The organism is Streptomyces sp. NPDC058812 (assembly GCF_042744565.1).
In the GTDB taxonomy this organism is placed as follows: domain Bacteria; phylum Actinomycetota; class Actinomycetes; order Streptomycetales; family Streptomycetaceae; genus Streptomyces; species Streptomyces thinghirensis.
Genome location: NZ_JBHYOB010000003.1, coordinates 48,959 through 65,117, shown reverse-complemented (window position 1 = coordinate 65,117; position 16,159 = coordinate 48,959). Strand labels below are relative to the sequence as shown.

The window sequence follows — 16,159 nt, the reverse complement described above, 5'->3', positions numbered from 1 at the left end:
GTCGTGGCTGGTCGCGCAGTTCCCCGCGCCCCTAGGGCGTCACCTCGGCCGCGTCATGACTCGGACGGATACGTCAACGCGTCCGCGTGCGCCCCGCCCGCCTCCGCCACTATCTCCGCCACCGACTGGGCCTCTCGGACGGTCGCGAAGGCGACACCCCCGGAACCGTCCGCCCCGAACCCGTACACCCCCGGACGCGCGAGCGAGTTGTACGCGTAGTGATGCGCGAAGTAATACGCCCCCGTGTCCAGCGCCGCCGCGTAGTCCCCCTGCTCCAGCAGCGGCAGCGCACGCCCCGTCGCCAGCAGGTCCCCCGCGAAGCACGCCGGCCCGGCCACGTCCTGCACCACGGCGGGCCCCTCCTTCGGCAGCCCCTTGCCGTCGTACGCGGCGATCCGCAGCGGCCACGCCCCCGGCGCGTACACCGTCCGCGTGGCGACCTGCACGCCCGCGTGCGTCACCGCGACCGGCCGCCCCCCGGCGCTCTTGGCGTACTCCACGCGCGCCACCACCGTGCCGTGCTTGGCCAGCAGCGACCGCCCGAACTCGGTGACCAGCCCGTACCGCCCGTCGAACAGTCCCGGCACCGCCTCGCGCAGCACGCGCGCGTACTCGGCGTACGTCGGTGTCGTCTCGTCCGACGCGAAGTTCACCGGTAGCCCGCCGCCGATGTCGAGCGTGTCGACCTGCCGGCGCCCGGCCCGCTCGTTGATCTCCTCGGCGAGCGCGTACGTCTCGGCCACGCCCTCGGTCATCAGCGCCAACGGGATGCCCTGCGACCCGGTGTGCGCGTGCAGGCGGGTCAGCCACGGCCGGTCCAGATACGCCCGCACCACCCACTCGCGCGCCCCCTCGTCGCGCAGCGCCACCCCGAACTTCGAGGTCGCCGTCGCCGTCGACAGCGCCTCGATGGAACCCCCGCCGACCTGCGGGTTGACCCGGATGCCGAGCGGGGAGCGGCTCGTGGAGCGGCTCGCCCCCTCGGCCATCAGACCGTCGAGGCGCTCCAGCTCCTGCGGATTGTCGGCGTTGACCGCGATGCCCAGCGCGAGCGCCTCGCGCAGCTCGCCCGGCGTCTTGGCGGGCGAGTCCAGCACCGTCCGCTCCGGCGGCACACCCGCCGCCCGTGCCAGCGCCAGTTCACCCGGGCTCGCGACCTCCGCGCCGATGCCCTCCTCGTGCAGCAGCCGCAGCACCGGGACCAGTGGGGTCGCCTTCACCGCGAAGGCGTGCAGCGCGGGCGTCCCGGGCGCCGTCACCGCCTCGAACGCGGCCCGCAGCGCCGCCGCCGATTCCCGTATCCCGGCGACGTCCAGCAGCCCGATGATCGGGGCGTCCGCTCCGAGCAGCCCCTGCTCCACGGCCGCCCGCACCGCCTCGTCCCGCCGTGCCGCCCGCTCCGCGTCGGTGCCGCCGAGACCACCGCTCATGCCCGTGCCGTCGTCACTCACGCGATCTTCCGTCCCCTCATTGCCCGCCGACCCATGCCGCTGCCTGCCCCACGTATCCAGCCAAACACCCGCGACGCGTTCGTGGCGGGACACGGACGTATTGACTAGTTCTATTCACGAAGCGAGGATATGAATATCCGCAGTAACAATCCGCCGGGAGCAAGCCACCAGGAGGCAGACCATGTCCGGACCCCGCCCTGTCCGAGCGCCACGCGGTACGACGCCGAGTGCCCTGGGTTGGCAGCAGGAGGCCGCTCTGCGGATGCTGCAGAACAACCTCGACCCGGAGGTCGCCGAGCATCCCGACAAGCTCGTCGTCTACGGCGGGACGGGCAAGGCGGCACGCGACTGGCGGTCCTTCGACGCCATGGTCCGTACGCTGCGGACCCTCAAGCAGGACGAGACGATGCTCGTCCAGTCGGGCCGCCCGGTCGGTGTCATGCAGACCCACGAGTGGGCCCCGCGCGTCCTCATCGCCAACTCCAACCTGGTGGGCGACTGGGCGAACTGGGAGGAGTTCCGCCGCCTGGAGGCCCTCGGCCTGACCATGTACGGGCAGATGACGGCCGGCTCCTGGATCTACATCGGCACCCAGGGCATCCTCCAGGGCACGTACGAGACCTTCGCCGCCGTCGCCGCCAAGAAGTTCGGCGGCACCCTCGCCGGGACCATCACCCTCACCGCCGGCCTCGGCGGCATGGGCGGCGCCCAGCCGCTCGCCGTCACCATGAACGACGGCGTCGCGATCTGCATCGACTGCGACCCGCGCGCCATCGACCGCCGCATCGAGCACCGCTACCTCGACGTCAGGGCCGACTCCCTCGACCACGCCCTCCAGCTGGCCACCGAGGCCCGGGACCGGCGCAAGCCGCTGTCCATCGGCGTCCTCGGCAACGCCGCCGAGCTGGTCCCGCAGCTGCTCGCCATGGGCGCCCCGATCGACATCGTCACCGACCAGACCTCGGCCCACGACCCCCTGGCCTACCTGCCCACCGGGATCGCCTTCGAGGACATGGCCGACGCCGCCGCCAAGGACCCGGCCGGCTTCACCACTCGCGCCCGCGAGTCCATGGCCCGGCACGTCGAGGCCATGGTCGGCTTCCAGGACGCAGGCGCCGAGGTCTTCGACTACGGCAACTCCATCCGCGGCGAGGCCCAGCTCGCCGGATACGACCGGGCCTTCGCCTTCCCCGGCTTCGTCCCCGCCTACATCCGCCCCCTCTTCTGCGAGGGCAAGGGCCCCTTCCGCTGGGCCGCCCTGTCCGGCGACCCCGCCGACATCGCCAAGACCGACAAGGCGATCCTCGACCTCTTCCCGGAGAACGAGTCGCTGGCCCGCTGGATCAAGATGGCGGGGGAGCGGGTCCACTTCCAGGGCCTGCCCGCCCGGATCTGCTGGCTCGGCTACGGCGAGCGCGACAAGGCCGGTGAGCGGTTCAACGACATGGTCGCGAGCGGTGAACTGTCCGCCCCGATCGTCATCGGCCGCGACCACCTCGACTGCGGTTCCGTCGCCTCCCCGTACCGCGAGACCGAGGCCATGCTCGACGGCTCCGACGCCATCGCCGACTGGCCGCTGCTCAACGCCATGGTCAACGTCGCCTCCGGCGCCTCCTGGGTCTCCCTGCACCACGGCGGCGGCGTCGGCATGGGCCGCTCCATCCACGCCGGGCAGGTCACGGTCGCCGACGGCACCGCGCTGGCCGGCGAGAAGATCCGCCGGGTCCTCACCAACGACCCCGGCATGGGCGTCATCCGGCACGTCGACGCCGGGTACGACATCGCCGAATCGGTCGCCGGGGAGCGGGACGTGCGGGTGCCCATGCGCGAGGGTGACGAGGCGCGCGAGGGTGACGACGCGTGAGCTTCCACAGCATGTGGGCGGAGCTGCTGCCGGTCGGCCGCAGCTCCGCCTCCGGCGGCTACCGCCGCTACGCCTGGACCGGCGCCGACACCGACTGCCGGGCCTGGTTCCGGGAGCAGGCCGAGGCACGTGGGCTGACCTACGAGACCGACCGCAACGGCAACCAGTGGGCCTGGCTCGGTGACCCCGCCGCCGGGAACGCCGTCGTCACCGGATCCCACCTCGACTCCGTGCCCGACGGCGGCGCCTTCGACGGGCCTCTCGGTGTCGTCTCCGCCTTCGCGGCCCTGGACGAACTGCGCGGCAGGGGAGCGCGGTTCACCAGGCCGCTGGGCATCGTCAACTTCGGCGACGAGGAGGGCGCCCGCTTCGGCCTCGCCTGCGTCGGCTCCCGGCTCACCGCGGGCGCGCTCACCGTCGAGCAGGCCCACCGCCTCACCGACGGCGACGGCATCACGCTCCCGCGGGCCATGGAGGCCGCCGGACACGACCCGGCCACCCTCGGCCCCGACCCCGAGCGGCTGGCCCGCATCGGTGCCTTCGTCGAACTCCACGTCGAACAGGGCCGCGCCCTCGACCTGTCCGGCGACCGGATCGGCATCGCGTCCGCCATCTGGCCGCACGGACGCTGGCGGTTCGACTTCCGGGGCGAGGCCAACCACGCCGGCACCACCCGCCTCGCCGACCGGCGCGACCCCATGCTGTCCTACGCCGAGACCGTGCTCGCCGCTCGCCGCGAGGCGGAACTCGCCGGTGCCGTCGCCACCTTCGGCAAGATCGCCGTCGAGCCCAACGGCGTCAACGCCATCCCGTCCCTCGTACGCGGCTGGCTCGACTCCCGCGCCGCCGACCAGGAAAGCCTGGACACCGTGGTCGGCGGGGTGGAGAAGGCCGCTCGTGAGTACGCCGCCGCCCACGGCGTCGACCTCGACGTCGTGCGCGAGTCCTTCACCCCCGTCGTCGAGTTCGACCACGTCCTGCGCGACGAACTCGCCCGCATCCTCGGCAGCGACACGGAGACGGGTCTCAAGGTGCCCGTCCTCGGCACCGGCGCCGGACACGACGCCGGAATCCTCTCCGGACGCATCCCGACCGCCATGCTGTTCGTGCGCAACCCCACCGGCGTCTCGCACTCCCCGGCCGAGTACGCCGCCGAGGACGACTGCGTGGCCGGGGTGAGCGCACTCGCCGACGTACTGGAAGGGCTGGCCTGCACGTGACCCCCACCGAGCGGACCCGGACGTACTGGCTGGAGCACGCCTGGCTCGGCACCCACGTCGAGCCGGGCGTCGCCCTCGATGTGCACGCCGGCCGCATCACCGCCGTCCGCCAGGGCGTCCCCGCCCCGCCCCCCGGCGCCGAGATCCTGCGCGGACTGACCCTCCCGGGCCTGGCGAACGCCCACTCGCACGCCTTCCACCGCGCCCTGCGCGGCACCGTCCAGGTCGGCTCCGGCACCTTCTGGACCTGGCGCGAGGTCATGTACTCCGTCGCCGACCGGCTGACCCCGGAGACGTACCACGACCTCGCCCGCGCGGTGTACGCCGAGATGGCGCTCGCCGGCATCACCACCGTCGGCGAGTTCCACTACGTCCACCACGCCCCCGGCGGCACCCCCTACGCCGAACCCAACGCGATGGGCGAGGCCCTGATCGAGGCCGCCTCCGAGGCCGGCATCCGCATCACCCTCCTCGACACCTGCTACCTGTCCGCCGGCTTCGGGCAGCCCCCGAACAACCACCAGCGCCGCTTCTCCGACGGGACGGCGGACGCCTGGGCGGAACGCTGTTCAGTTCTCAAGGAACGGGATCACGCACGGATCGGGGCGGCGATCCACTCCGTACGGGCCGTGCCCGCCGGCCAGTTGGCGACCGTGGCGCGCTGGACCGAGGAGAGGCGGGCCCCGCTGCATGTGCACCTGTCCGAGCAGACCGCCGAGAACGACGCCTGCCGCGAAACGCACGGCCGCACCCCCACCCGGCTCCTCGCCGACCACGGCGTGCTCGGACCCCGCACCACCGGCGTCCACAACACCCACCTCACCGACGAGGACATCGCCCTGCTCGGCGGCAGCCGCACCGGCACCTGCATGTGCCCCACCACGGAACGCGACCTCGCCGACGGCATCGGCCCCGCCGCCGCCCTCCAGCGAGCGGGCTCCCCGCTCTCCCTCGGCTCCGACAGCCACGCCGTCGTCGACCTGCTCGAAGAAGCCCGCGCGATGGAGCTGAACGAGCGCCTGCGCACCCGCACCCGTGGCCACTGGACCGCCGCCGCCCTGCTGCGCGCCGCCACCGCCGACGGCCACGCCGCCCTCGGCTGGGACGACGCCGGGACCATCGAGGCCGGCGCCCGCGCCGACCTCACCACCCTCGCCCTCGACTCCGTCAGAACGGCGGGGCCGCTGCCCAGGCTCGGCGCCGAGACGGCCGTATTCGCCGCGACGGCCGCGGACGTACGGCACACGATCGTGGGCGGACGGCATGTCGTACGCGACGGGGCGCACACCCTCGTACCCGATGTGCCGCGGACCCTCGCGCGGGCCGTGGAAGCCCTGCGCGCATAGCGACGAACACCCGCCCCCGCTCCCGCCCCCACGAGGACGTCACGGACATCATGAGCAGCAGCACCGTCATCACCAACATCGCCGCACTCGTCACCAACGACCCCTCCCTCGGTGACAACTCCCCCCTCGGACTGGTCCGGGACGCGGCCGTCGTCATCGACGGCGACCGCGTCGCGTGGACCGGTGAATCAAGCAAAGCACCCGCCACTGACAACCGGGTCGACGCCGGCGGCCGGGCGGTCCTCCCCGGCTTCGTCGACTCCCACTCCCACCTCCTCTTCGCGGGCGACCGCACCGAGGAGTTCAACGCCCGCATGTCCGGCCGCCCCTACAGCGCCGGCGGCATCCGCACCACCGTCGCCGCGACCCGCGCCGCGAGCGACGCGGAACTGGAGGCGGGCCTCACCCGTTACCTCGAAGAGGCCCTGCGCCAGGGCACCACCACCTTCGAGACCAAGTCCGGTTACGGCCTGACCACCGCCGACGAGTCCCGCGCCCTGCGCGTCGCCGCCCGCCACACCGACGAGGTCACCTTCCTGGGCGCCCACATCGTCGCGCCCGAACTCGCCGACGACCCGGCCGCCTACGTCGCCCTCGTCACCGGCGAGATGCTCGACGCCTGCGCCCCGCACGCCCGGTGGATCGACGTGTTCTGCGAGAAGGGCGCCTTCGACGGCGACCAGGCCCGCGCCATCCTCACCGCCGGCAAGGCCAAGGGCCTGCACCCGCGCATCCACGCCAACCAGCTCTCCTACGGCCCCGGCGTCCAGCTCGCGGTCGAACTCGACGCCGCCAGCGCCGACCACTGCACCCACCTCACCGACGCCGACGTGGACGCCCTCGCCGGCAGCCGCACGGTCGCCACCCTGCTCCCCGGCGCCGAGTTCTCCACCCGCGCCGAGTGGCCGGACGCCCGGCGCCTCATCGACGCCGGCGCCACGGTCGCGCTGTCCACCGACTGCAACCCCGGCTCGTCCTTCACGTCCTCCGTGCCCTTCTGCGTCGCCCTCGCCGTACGGGACATGGGGATGTCCCCCGACGAGGCGGTCTGGTCGGCCACCGCGGGCGGCGCGGCCGCCCTGCGCCGCGACGACATCGGCCGTCTCACCCCGGGCGCGTACGCCGACCTGACCCTCCTCGACGCCCCGAGCCACGTCCACCTGGCCTACCGGCCCGGCGTCCCGCTGGTCAGCGGGGTCTGGCGGCGCGGCGTACGCGTGGTCTGACCGCCGCCCGGATCCACGCCCGGGCCCCCGCCCGGCCCCCCCGGACCCCCGCCCGAACCGCTCAGGAGGCCCCGGCGCGCCACCGCTGGTCCGTCCGCCCCGCCCCCGCCCCGACGAGGACCGCCGCGTCGCCCCCGCCCGGGGTCACCGCGCGGTCCGGGGCGATGCCGGGGCGGATCACACCGCGCGCGTCCACCGAGAAGCGGAGGTTCTGGCCGTTGCGTCCGTCGACCGAGTCGCACTCCCAGATGCCGACGCCCTCGTCCACGGAGCCGCGGCTGTCCAGGCAGTAGTCCTCGTCGGCGTACGACTGGACCACCCCGCGACCGGCGTCGACCCGCCACAGCTGGGTGTGGGACGAGGTGCAGGGCGCCGTGACGACGTCCGTGCCCTTCTCCAGGCCGCCGTCGATGTCCAGGCAACGGCCCGAGGCGACGTTCACCACCTGGGCGTACGTGCCACCCGGCGCCCGGTACGACGGCGTGGACGGCGTCGGCGAGGGCCGTGCGGTGCGCGAGGGCGTCGGACTCGGCTTCGGCGAGGGGGACTTCGACGAGGCGGAGGGCGACGGCGACGGCGTGGGGGAGGACGGCGTCGCCGGGACGGTCGCCGTCACCGTCACCGGCGGTGGTCCGGCGGGGGGACGTGACGACGCGTTCGCCGTCGGCCGGGACGGCGTGTCGTCCGGCGACAGATCAGGAAGAGGAGCGGCGCGAGAGCCACGCCCAGGGCCGCCGAGGCCAGCGCGAAGCGGCGCGACGGCGGCCAGGTCCCGGACATCGCGAGCGAGGCGACGCCGCCCGGCTCGTCCGCCTCCCGCGCCGCGTACGCCGTGCCCGCCCACGGCAGCAGGCCCTCGGCCAGGGCCGTGCGCGGGGTGTCCCGCAGGGTGCACAACTCCTCGTACGCGGCCGTGCAGTGCGGGCAGCGCGCCATGTGGGCGTGCAGGTCGGCGCTGTTCCGGGGTGTGTCGGGCCGTACCGACTCCTCGATGAGGCGCCGGAAGTCCACACAGCGCCGGTCCTCGGAGGCGGCCAGCCGGGACCGCAGACAGGCCCGCGCCAGTGCCTGGAGCGCGGGCTGTGTGCCGTACGTGACGTCCTGGCGGCCGAGGCCGAGCAGCGCGGCCGTCCGGTCGGCGGGCTCCCGGTCCACCACCCGTACCAGATCATGCCCTGGGCGCGGGGCGGCAGGGAACGGAAGGCCGCGAGCATGGGCGGGACCGGGCAGCCCGTGCCCGCCGTGTTCACCACGAGGAGCAGACCGGCGTCGAGTCCGGCGGAGCGTTCGTCGGCCGCCCACTCGGCGGCGGTCTCACCGGCCAGGAGCAGGAGTTGATGCCGCCACGGCCCCCCGGCGTCGGTGCCGCGGGCAGCCCGACGGGCCGCCAGTGCGAAGGTGAGTGCGGCCAGTTGCCGTGCCGTGGACTCGCCGGCCGTGCACAGGCGGGCGTAGGCGAGTACCGAAGGCTGATGCCGTGCGCGGAGTTCCTGGAGCGCCGGATAGGCGGTGGGGGTCTCGGCGCGCAGCAGTGCGGTCAGCCGCGCGTCGGACGTGCCGGCGTACATCTCGTCCCCGGCCTGGGCACCACCGGCGGTCCCGTCGCCCCGAGCCATCCGTCCGCCTCCCCGTACCCCGCGACTCCACGGTGCCGGTCCTGACGTACCGGCCAGTTTGTGGGGTGCCTCATAGTGGTGGAACGGGGCCCGCGAGGAAAGAGCTTTCCGTGGGTAACCGGCGGCTGTTCCGGCGGCGGCTCCGGGCGCCGCGCGATGGCCCGTACCGCGAGCGGCACGCACAACCCGAAGGGGGGCGGCCCGACTTCGGACCGCCCCCCTGGAGGGCAAGCGTCACCCGGTGAGGACTACTCCTCGACCGTGAGCCCCTTGCGCAGCCGTACGAGTGTGCGCGACAGCAGGCGCGAGACATGCATCTGGGAGATGCCGAGTTCCTCGCCGATCTCCGACTGGGTCATGCCCGCGACGAAGCGGAGCGAGAGGATCTTGCGGTCCCGGGACGGGAGTTCGGCGATCAGCGGCTTCAGCGACTCGACGTACTCGATGCCCTCGAGCCCGTGGTCCTCGTAGCCGATGCGGTCGGCCAGCGCGCCCTCCGCGTCGTCCTCCTCCGGCTGGGCGTCCAGCGAGGAGGCGGTGTAGGCGTTGGACGCCGCCATGCCCTCGACGACCTCGTCCTTGGACAGGCCGAGGTGCTCGGCCAGTTCGCTCACCGTGGGGGCGCGGTCGAGGCGCTGAGCCAACTCGTCGCCGGCCTTGGCCAGGTCGAGCCGCAGTTCCTGGAGGCGGCGCGGGACGCGCACGGACCACGAGGTGTCGCGGAAGAAGCGCTTGATCTCGCCGATGATGGTCGGCATCGCGAACGTGGGGAACTCCACACCGCGGGACATCTCGAAGCGGTCGATCGCCTTGATCAGGCCGATCGTGCCGACCTGGATGATGTCCTCCATCGGCTCGCTGCGGGAGCGGAAGCGGGAGGCCGCGAACTTGACCAGGGCGAGGTTGAGCTCGACGAGCGTGTTGCGTACGTACGCGTGCTCGTGGGTGCCTTCCTCCAGCGACTCCAGCCGCTCGAAGAGGGTCTTGGACAGGGCCCGGGCGTCCGCCGGAGCAACCTCGTCGTAGGCGGGGATGTCCGGAAGCCCGGCGAGTGCGCCGTCGTGGTCGACGACCGCGTCATGGTGCTCGATGGGATCCAGATGTTCCGGAGGGAGTGTCGACGTCGCTTCTTGGGTACGCGATCCGTCGAGCCGGGGTGACATGATGTCCTCCATCGTTCTCGGCATACGGCTGCCGAAGCCAATTACGTGCACTGCGGTGTGCGGCGCCTCCAAAGCCGGCCGTGTCGGTTTACGTGTCCTACTAGCCCTACCGGGTTTACCGAGCCCACCGCAAGTGTGTTCTGTGCGGGTATGTCCGTTTGTGTGCGGTTGTTCGGGTGTCGGAGTGCGGTGGGAAGGCGTAGTGTTCGGGGGCGTCAGTAAGCAGTCACGACCTCGGGAGAGAGAAACGGCATGGACCGCGGGACGGTCGGCAGTGCCCAGTCGGGCCGGCTTCTGGTGGAGGTGCGGGAAGAGGGCCCCAGTGCCGTCGTGACACCGGCGGGTGAGTTGGATCACCACACCGCCGAGCTGTTGCGCGAGCCGCTGGAGGACTGTCTCGCCAAGGGATTCAACCGGCTTGTCGTCGACTGTTCGCGTCTGGAGTTCTGCGACTCCACGGGGCTCAACGTCCTGCTCGGCGCGCGGTTGAAGGCGGAGGCCGCGGGGGGCGGTGTGCATCTGGTGGCCATGCAGCCCGTGGTGGCTCGCGTGTTCGAGATCACGGGGGCCGAAGCGGTCTTCACCCTCCATGACACCCTTGAGGCCGCCCTGGCCGACGAGTCCGGCTGAACCGGCCCTTGTCCGGCCGGTGGCGGGTCTCGTGCGCTGCCTGGGGCAGGCGTTTTCGCCCCGTTCCGTGTTTCGTGCCGAATACAGGGGTGTTCGGACGGTCCGGTCGGGCAGGAGACACCCTGAGCTGACTGTGTACGACGTACGACTTTGAAACGTGAACTGGTGAATCGGTGAGGTGAAGCGCTGATGAGCACCACCCGGCCCTACTCGCCGGGCGACCGCGGTCCGGAGCCCAGCGGCGCTTCCGGGGCGTCCGAGGGGGGCGTGCCTGGGACCGGGGCGTCCGAGGGGGGCGTGCCCGGGACCGGGGAGTCCGAGGGGGGCGTGTCCGCGGGGCAGGCCGCCGTGATCGGGGCGTCCGTGCCGTCGTCCCCGTCTGCTGCCTCGGCCCCGTCTTCTTCCTCGTCTCCGTCTCCGGTCGGGGAGGGGACCGCGTCCGCGGGGGGCGGTGGGCGGCAGGGACGCAGGCTGAGCTTCGACGACCAGAGCGGGGTGGTCCCGCTCGCCCGTGACTTCACCCGCCAGGCGCTGTACGCCTGGGGCTGGCTGCCCTCCGCCACCGCGGACCAGCGGGCCGCCGCCGAGGACGTGCTCCTCGTGGTGTCCGAGCTGGTCACCAACGCGTGTCTGCACGCCGAGGGGCCGGACGAGCTGTGGATCACCTGTGAGAAGAAGGTGATCCGGCTGGAGGTCTCCGACCGGGGTACGGGTCAGCCGGCGCCGCGGACCCCGCACCGGGCGGGGCGTCCTGGTGGCCACGGCATGTTCATCGTGCAGCGGCTGTGCCTGGACTGGGGCGTGGTGCGTACGCCCGGCGTCGCGGGCAAGCGGGTGTGGGCCGAGCTGGGGGCGCCGGCGTAGGCCCTGCGGTGCGGTGGCCTGCGGCGCTTTTCCCATGCCTTTTCCCACCCGCCCACCCGACTCGGTGGGCCGGTAGGTCGACGTCCCTGGGGCTCCGCCCCAGACCCCGGCGGGGACTGCGTCCCCTGCACCCCTACAAGAACCGGGTCCTGTGCCGTCCTGCGCCCTGTGCGGCCTCAAGCCCCTGCGTCGCCCCGCGCCCGGCGCCGCCTCAAGCTTCTGCGCCGACGCCCTGTGCCCCGCCCAGCCTCAAGCGCCCGCCGCCCGGTGGCCCGCGCCCGGCGCTGCCTCAAGCGCCCGTCGCCCGTAGCCCTGTGCCCCGTGCAGTCTCACGCTCCTGCGTGGTCTTGTGCCCCGCGTCCCGCGCAGCCCCGCGCTCCGCGCAGCCCCGCGCTCCGCGCAGCCCCGCGCTCCGCGCCGGTAGGCACCTGGCACCCGCCGGGCGCGGAACCGGACCCGGCCGCCGCCCCCGCCTCCGTGCCCGGGCCCCGGGCACGGACCAAAACCCCTCCACGGGCGCCCCTCAGAGACCCCACGCCTCATCCGCACCCACGCCACCCCACCCACGGGCCCCACGCACACCTGCACCCCCACCCACGCAACCGCACACACCGCACCCCACCCACGCCCCGCACCGGACCCCCGAAACGCCCGGAGGGCCACCGCATCCACCGGGATGCGATGACCCTCCGCAGGCAGGAGCCGCCAGGCCGGCAGGGCTCAGCGGACGTCGCCCATGAGTTCCTTCACGCGCTTGCGGTACATCCAGATCGCGATACCGGCGACCACGGCGAGCGTGGCTTCCGCGGCCACGATGCCCGTCTTGTTGAGGTTGACGCCGGCGATGGAGAGCAGGCCGGTCGTGGCGTCACCGGCGGTGACGGCCAGGAACCAGACGCCCATCATCTGCGAGGCGTACTTCACGGGCGCCATCTTCGTGGTGACCGACAGGCCGACCGGGGAGAGCATCAGCTCACCGCAGGTCTGGACGAAGTAGATCGCCACCAGCCACAGCGCGGCCGCCTTGTGACCGCCGTCCGCGATGGCCAGCGGGGCCAGGAAGAGGAAGAAGGACGCGCCGACCAGGACCAGACCGAAGGAGAACTTGACGATCGTGCTCGGTTCCTTGCCGCGCCGGGCGAGCGCCAGCCACACCGTGGCGAAGACCGGAGCCAGGGCCATGATGATGACCGGGTTGACCGACTGGAACCAGGAGACCGGGAAGTCCCAGCCCAGAACGCTGGTGTTGGTCGAGGAGTCGGCGAAGATCGCCAGCGTCGAACCGCCCTGGTCGTAGATCATCCAGAAGACGGCCGCGGCGACGAAGAACCAGATGTACGCGGACATCTTCGACTGCTCGGAGCGGTCCAGGTCCTTGTCGCGCTTGATGCGGGTCAGCACCAGCACCGGGATGATCACGCCGAGCAGGGTCAGCGGGACCAGGATCCAGTTCAGCGTGTAGTTGCCGGAGAAGCCGACGATCGCGTAGAAGACGACGGCGAGCGCGGCCCAGAACGCGGCCTTGCGCAGGGTGGAGGTCTTCTCCTCCACCGACAGCGGCTTCGGGACCACGCTGGAGTGCGGAGCCAGGTGGCGGCTGCCGAGCAGGAACTGGACCACGCCCAGGCCCATGCCGACCGCGGCGAGCGCGAAGCCGAGGTGCCAGTTGACGTTCTCGCCGATGGTGCCGATGATCAGCGGCGCCGCGAAGGCACCCAGGTTGATGCCCATGTAGAAGACGGTGAAGCCACCGTCGCGGCGCGGGTCGTCGGGGCCGCTGTAGAGCTGGCCGACCATCGTGGAGATGTTGGCCTTCAGCAGACCCGAGCCGATGGCGACCAGCCCCAGGCCCGCGAAGAACGTGCCGGAGGACGGCAGTGCCAGCGTGAGGTGGCCGAGCATGATCACACCGCCGGCGACGGCGACGGTCTTGCGGGGGCCCCAGACACGGTCGCCGAACCAGCCGCCCGGCATCGTGAGCAGGTACACCAGCGAGAGGTACACCGAGTAGATCGCGGTCGCGGTGCCGGCGTTCATGCCGAGACCGCCGGGGGCCACCAGGTACAGCGGGAGCAGAGCCCTCATGCCGTAGTAGGAGAAACGCTCCCACATCTCGGTCATGAAGAGAGTGGCCAGTCCGCGGGGGTGGCCGAAGAAGGTCTTCTCGGATCCGGGGGTGCCCGGGGAGACCGAGTCCTTCGTCAGGCTGGACGCCATGGTCGATCCTTGCTGGTCGGGACGCGCTCACGAGGCGATGCGCGCCCGGTGGGGGGCGGCCGGCACCGGCGGCCGTCACCCGCCCGCCCCACGCCTTGAGGGGGATTCCGCTCCGGATTGCGAAGCGGTGGACGGCAGCCACCGGGATCCACGCCTCTGCGCACGTCAGTGCACGCGGTGAGGCCCGGCCACAGGTCATTCCTTTCGAGGCCGGCCGTGGGGGCCGACCCGCACACAAAAGAGACCCTCAGCGTCGAACTGTCGCCAAAGGTCCCCTGGGTGCTACAGGCGCTGATTCACCATACGGCAGGACACCGCCCGGTATGGAAGGACTTGAGACGCGGATCACAGGTAATGAAGGAACCGCGAACGATCTTTCGAAGGTCCATCTCAGGATGACACCCCACAGCCGCAGGTTCGCACAGAGGGCCGGTGGCGGGCCGACGGGGGGTCGGGCGGGCAGGTCACGCGGCGGGTGCCCGGCTTGTCCGTAGGTAAGAGACCCTCGGGGCGATCACGCCCCGGGCGCTGCTCCGAGCGGACTACCATCAGCTCATGACCCGTGTACTGCTCGCCGAGGACGACGCGTCCATCTCGGAGCCGCTGGCCCGCGCACTGCGCCGGGAAGGGTACGAGGTCGAGGTGCGTGAGGACGGACCCACCGCACTCGACGCCGGGCTGCAGGGCGGCATCGATCTGGTCGTGCTGGACCTGGGCCTGCCGGGCATGGACGGGCTGGAGGTCGCCCGCCGGCTGCGGTCCGAGGGCCACGCAGTGCCGATCCTGATCCTGACCGCGCGCGCCGACGAGGTGGACACCGTCGTCGGTCTGGACGCGGGCGCCGACGACTACGTCACCAAGCCCTTCCGCCTCGCCGAGCTGCTCGCCCGGGTCCGCGCCCTGCTGCGGCGCGGTGCCGTCGAGGCCCCGCAGCCGGCCGCCACGCACGGTGTGCGCATCGACGTCGAGTCGCACCGGGCCTGGATGGGTGAGGAGGAGCTCCAGCTCACCGCCAAGGAGTTCGACCTGCTGCGGGTGCTGGTGCGCGACGCCGGCCGGGTCGTCACCCGCGACCAGCTGATGCGCGAGGTCTGGGACACCACCTGGTGGTCGTCGACCAAGACCCTCGACATGCACATCTCCTGGCTCCGCAAGAAGCTGGGGGACGACGCGGCGAACCCCCGCTACATCGCCACCGTGCGCGGCGTCGGCTTCCGTTTCGAGAAGAACTGAGCGCCCGCAGGGCCTGCCCGGGTAAGAGGACATGCGCCGTCGACTGATCCAGTCCACGCTCGCCGTGGTGCTCGTCGTGATCGCCGTGTTCGGCGTCTCCCTCGTGATCGTCGAGACCCGGACGATCAGCAGCTCCGCCCAGGAGCGGGTCGACCTGGAGGCGGTGCGGCTGGCCAGCATCGTGGACAGTCGGCTGCTCGGCGCCGGGTCCGTCGACGCCAAGTTCCTCCGGGAGCAGGTACGGGACGCCCGGTACGCCGAGATCCGCATCCCCGGCAGGCCGGTCATCGAGGTCGGCAGCCGGCCGACCGGTGAGGTCATCCGGGGCAGGGCCACCGGCGAGGAGGGCGAGACGGTCCTCGTCGAGGAGCCGAGTTCCTCGGTGACCCGTGAGGTCGGCCGGACCCTGCTGATCATCGGTCTGGTGGCGCTGCTCGCGGTGATCGCCGCGGTGCTGCTGGCGATTCGGCAGGCCAACCGCCTCGCCTCCCCGCTCACCGACCTCGCCGAGACCGCCGAACGCCTCGGCTCCGGCGACCCGCGCCCGAGGCACAAGCGCTACGGCGTCCCCGAGCTGGACCGGGTCGCGGACGTGCTGGACTCCTCCGCCGAGCGCATCGCCCGGATGCTCACCGCCGAGCGCCGCCTGGCCGCCGACGCCTCCCACCAACTGCGCACCCCGCTGACCGCGCTGTCCATGCGGCTGGAGGAGATCACCCTCACCGACGAACTGGAGACGGTGAAGGACGAGGCGGCGATCGCGCTGTCGCAGGTGGAGCGGCTGACGGACGTCGTGGACCGGCTGCTGACGAACTCCCGCGACCCGCGCAGCGGCTCCGCCGTCACCTTCGAGCTGGACGACATCATCCAGCAGCAGATCGCGGAGTGGCGCCCCGCCTACCGCAGCGAGGGGCGGGCGATCGTCAGTTCCGGCAAACGGCATCTGACGGCCGTGGGCACCCCGGGCGCGGTGGCCCAGGTGCTGGCCGCGCTGATCGAGAACTCACTGATGCACGGCGGCGGCACGGTGGCCCTGCGGACCCGGGTGACGGGCAACCAGGCGGTGGTCGAGGTCACCGACGAGGGGGCCGGCGTCCCGGGCGACCTGGGGGCGCGGATCTTCGAGCGCGCGATCAGCGGGCGGAACTCGACGGGTATCGGCCTGGCCGTCGCCCGCGACCTGGCCGAGGCGGACGGCGGCCGGCTGGAGCTCCTCCAGGGCCGTCCTCCGGTGTTCGGCCTGTTCCTGTCACGCACACCGCCGCCGAAGAAGTCGTCGGGGGCCTCGGGGGACTCGGGGGACTCGGGGCAGACGGTTCGCTAGGCGAC

General features: G+C 72.5%; 11 protein-coding genes and 1 pseudogene. 8 read left to right on the top strand and 4 right to left on the bottom strand.

Annotation, left to right across the window (positions count from 1 at the left end):
• Positions 1-53: 53 nt before the first annotated feature.
• A complete protein-coding gene (locus tag ACFW48_RS07180) occupies positions 54-1,430 on the bottom strand; it encodes a diaminopimelate decarboxylase (RefSeq protein ID WP_386312056.1) in 1,377 nt (458 codons plus the stop codon).
• Positions 1,431-1,632: 202 nt separating this feature from the next.
• Between ACFW48_RS07180 and hutU the strand changes: the two genes are divergently transcribed.
• The 4 genes from hutU to hutI are packed head-to-tail and all read left to right on the top strand — an operon-like array spanning position 1,633 to position 7,107.
• Positions 1,633-3,315 carry a urocanate hydratase gene (hutU, locus tag ACFW48_RS07175; RefSeq protein ID WP_386311220.1) on the top strand — a complete coding sequence of 561 codons (1,683 nt, stop codon included), beginning with the start codon at positions 1,633-1,635 and terminating at the stop codon, positions 3,313-3,315.
• Complete coding sequence (locus tag ACFW48_RS07170) at positions 3,312-4,535, top strand: allantoate amidohydrolase (RefSeq protein ID WP_386311219.1); 1,224 nt, start codon at positions 3,312-3,314, stop codon at positions 4,533-4,535. The genes hutU and ACFW48_RS07170 overlap by 4 nt, the downstream gene beginning before the upstream one ends.
• Positions 4,532-5,881, top strand: coding sequence for a formimidoylglutamate deiminase (locus ACFW48_RS07165; RefSeq protein ID WP_386311218.1), 1,350 nt, complete (start codon positions 4,532-4,534; stop codon positions 5,879-5,881). Before ACFW48_RS07170 ends, ACFW48_RS07165 begins: the two co-directional genes overlap by 4 nt.
• A gap of 50 nt (positions 5,882-5,931) precedes the next feature.
• A complete protein-coding gene (gene hutI, locus ACFW48_RS07160) occupies positions 5,932-7,107 on the top strand; it encodes an imidazolonepropionase (protein ID WP_386311217.1) in 1,176 nt (391 codons plus the stop codon).
• A gap of 61 nt (positions 7,108-7,168) precedes the next feature.
• Here the strand turns inward: hutI and ACFW48_RS07155 are convergent.
• Positions 7,169-8,723: pseudogene (locus tag ACFW48_RS07155) on the bottom strand (ricin-type beta-trefoil lectin domain protein).
• Positions 8,724-8,971: 248 nt separating this feature from the next.
• The gene (locus tag ACFW48_RS07150) at positions 8,972-9,886 is read right to left on the bottom strand and encodes an RNA polymerase sigma factor SigF (protein WP_386311216.1); all 915 of its coding nucleotides are present in this window, start codon (positions 9,884-9,886) and stop codon (positions 8,972-8,974) included.
• Positions 9,887-10,138: 252 nt separating this feature from the next.
• Here ACFW48_RS07150 and ACFW48_RS07145 point away from each other — a divergent pair, with 252 nt between their 5' ends.
• Together ACFW48_RS07145 and ACFW48_RS07140 are read left to right on the top strand one after the other, a co-directional pair.
• The gene (locus ACFW48_RS07145) at positions 10,139-10,516 is read left to right on the top strand and encodes an STAS domain-containing protein (protein WP_386311214.1); all 378 of its coding nucleotides are present in this window, start codon (positions 10,139-10,141) and stop codon (positions 10,514-10,516) included.
• Positions 10,517-10,705: 189 nt separating this feature from the next.
• The gene (locus ACFW48_RS07140) at positions 10,706-11,380 is read left to right on the top strand and encodes an ATP-binding protein (protein ID WP_386311212.1); all 675 of its coding nucleotides are present in this window, start codon (positions 10,706-10,708) and stop codon (positions 11,378-11,380) included.
• A gap of 720 nt (positions 11,381-12,100) precedes the next feature.
• Here ACFW48_RS07140 and ACFW48_RS07135 read toward each other — a convergent pair.
• Complete coding sequence (locus tag ACFW48_RS07135; protein ID WP_386311210.1) at positions 12,101-13,597, bottom strand: MFS transporter; 1,497 nt, start codon at positions 13,595-13,597, stop codon at positions 12,101-12,103.
• Positions 13,598-14,152: 555 nt separating this feature from the next.
• Here ACFW48_RS07135 and ACFW48_RS07130 point away from each other — a divergent pair.
• Positions 14,153-14,830 carry a response regulator transcription factor gene (locus ACFW48_RS07130; RefSeq protein ID WP_386311208.1) on the top strand — a complete coding sequence of 226 codons (678 nt, stop codon included), beginning with the start codon at positions 14,153-14,155 and terminating at the stop codon, positions 14,828-14,830.
• A gap of 31 nt (positions 14,831-14,861) precedes the next feature.
• Entirely contained in the window at positions 14,862-16,154 is a 1,293-nt protein-coding gene (locus ACFW48_RS07125) for an ATP-binding protein (RefSeq protein ID WP_386311206.1), read from the top strand.
• Positions 16,155-16,159: the final 5 nt, after the last annotated feature.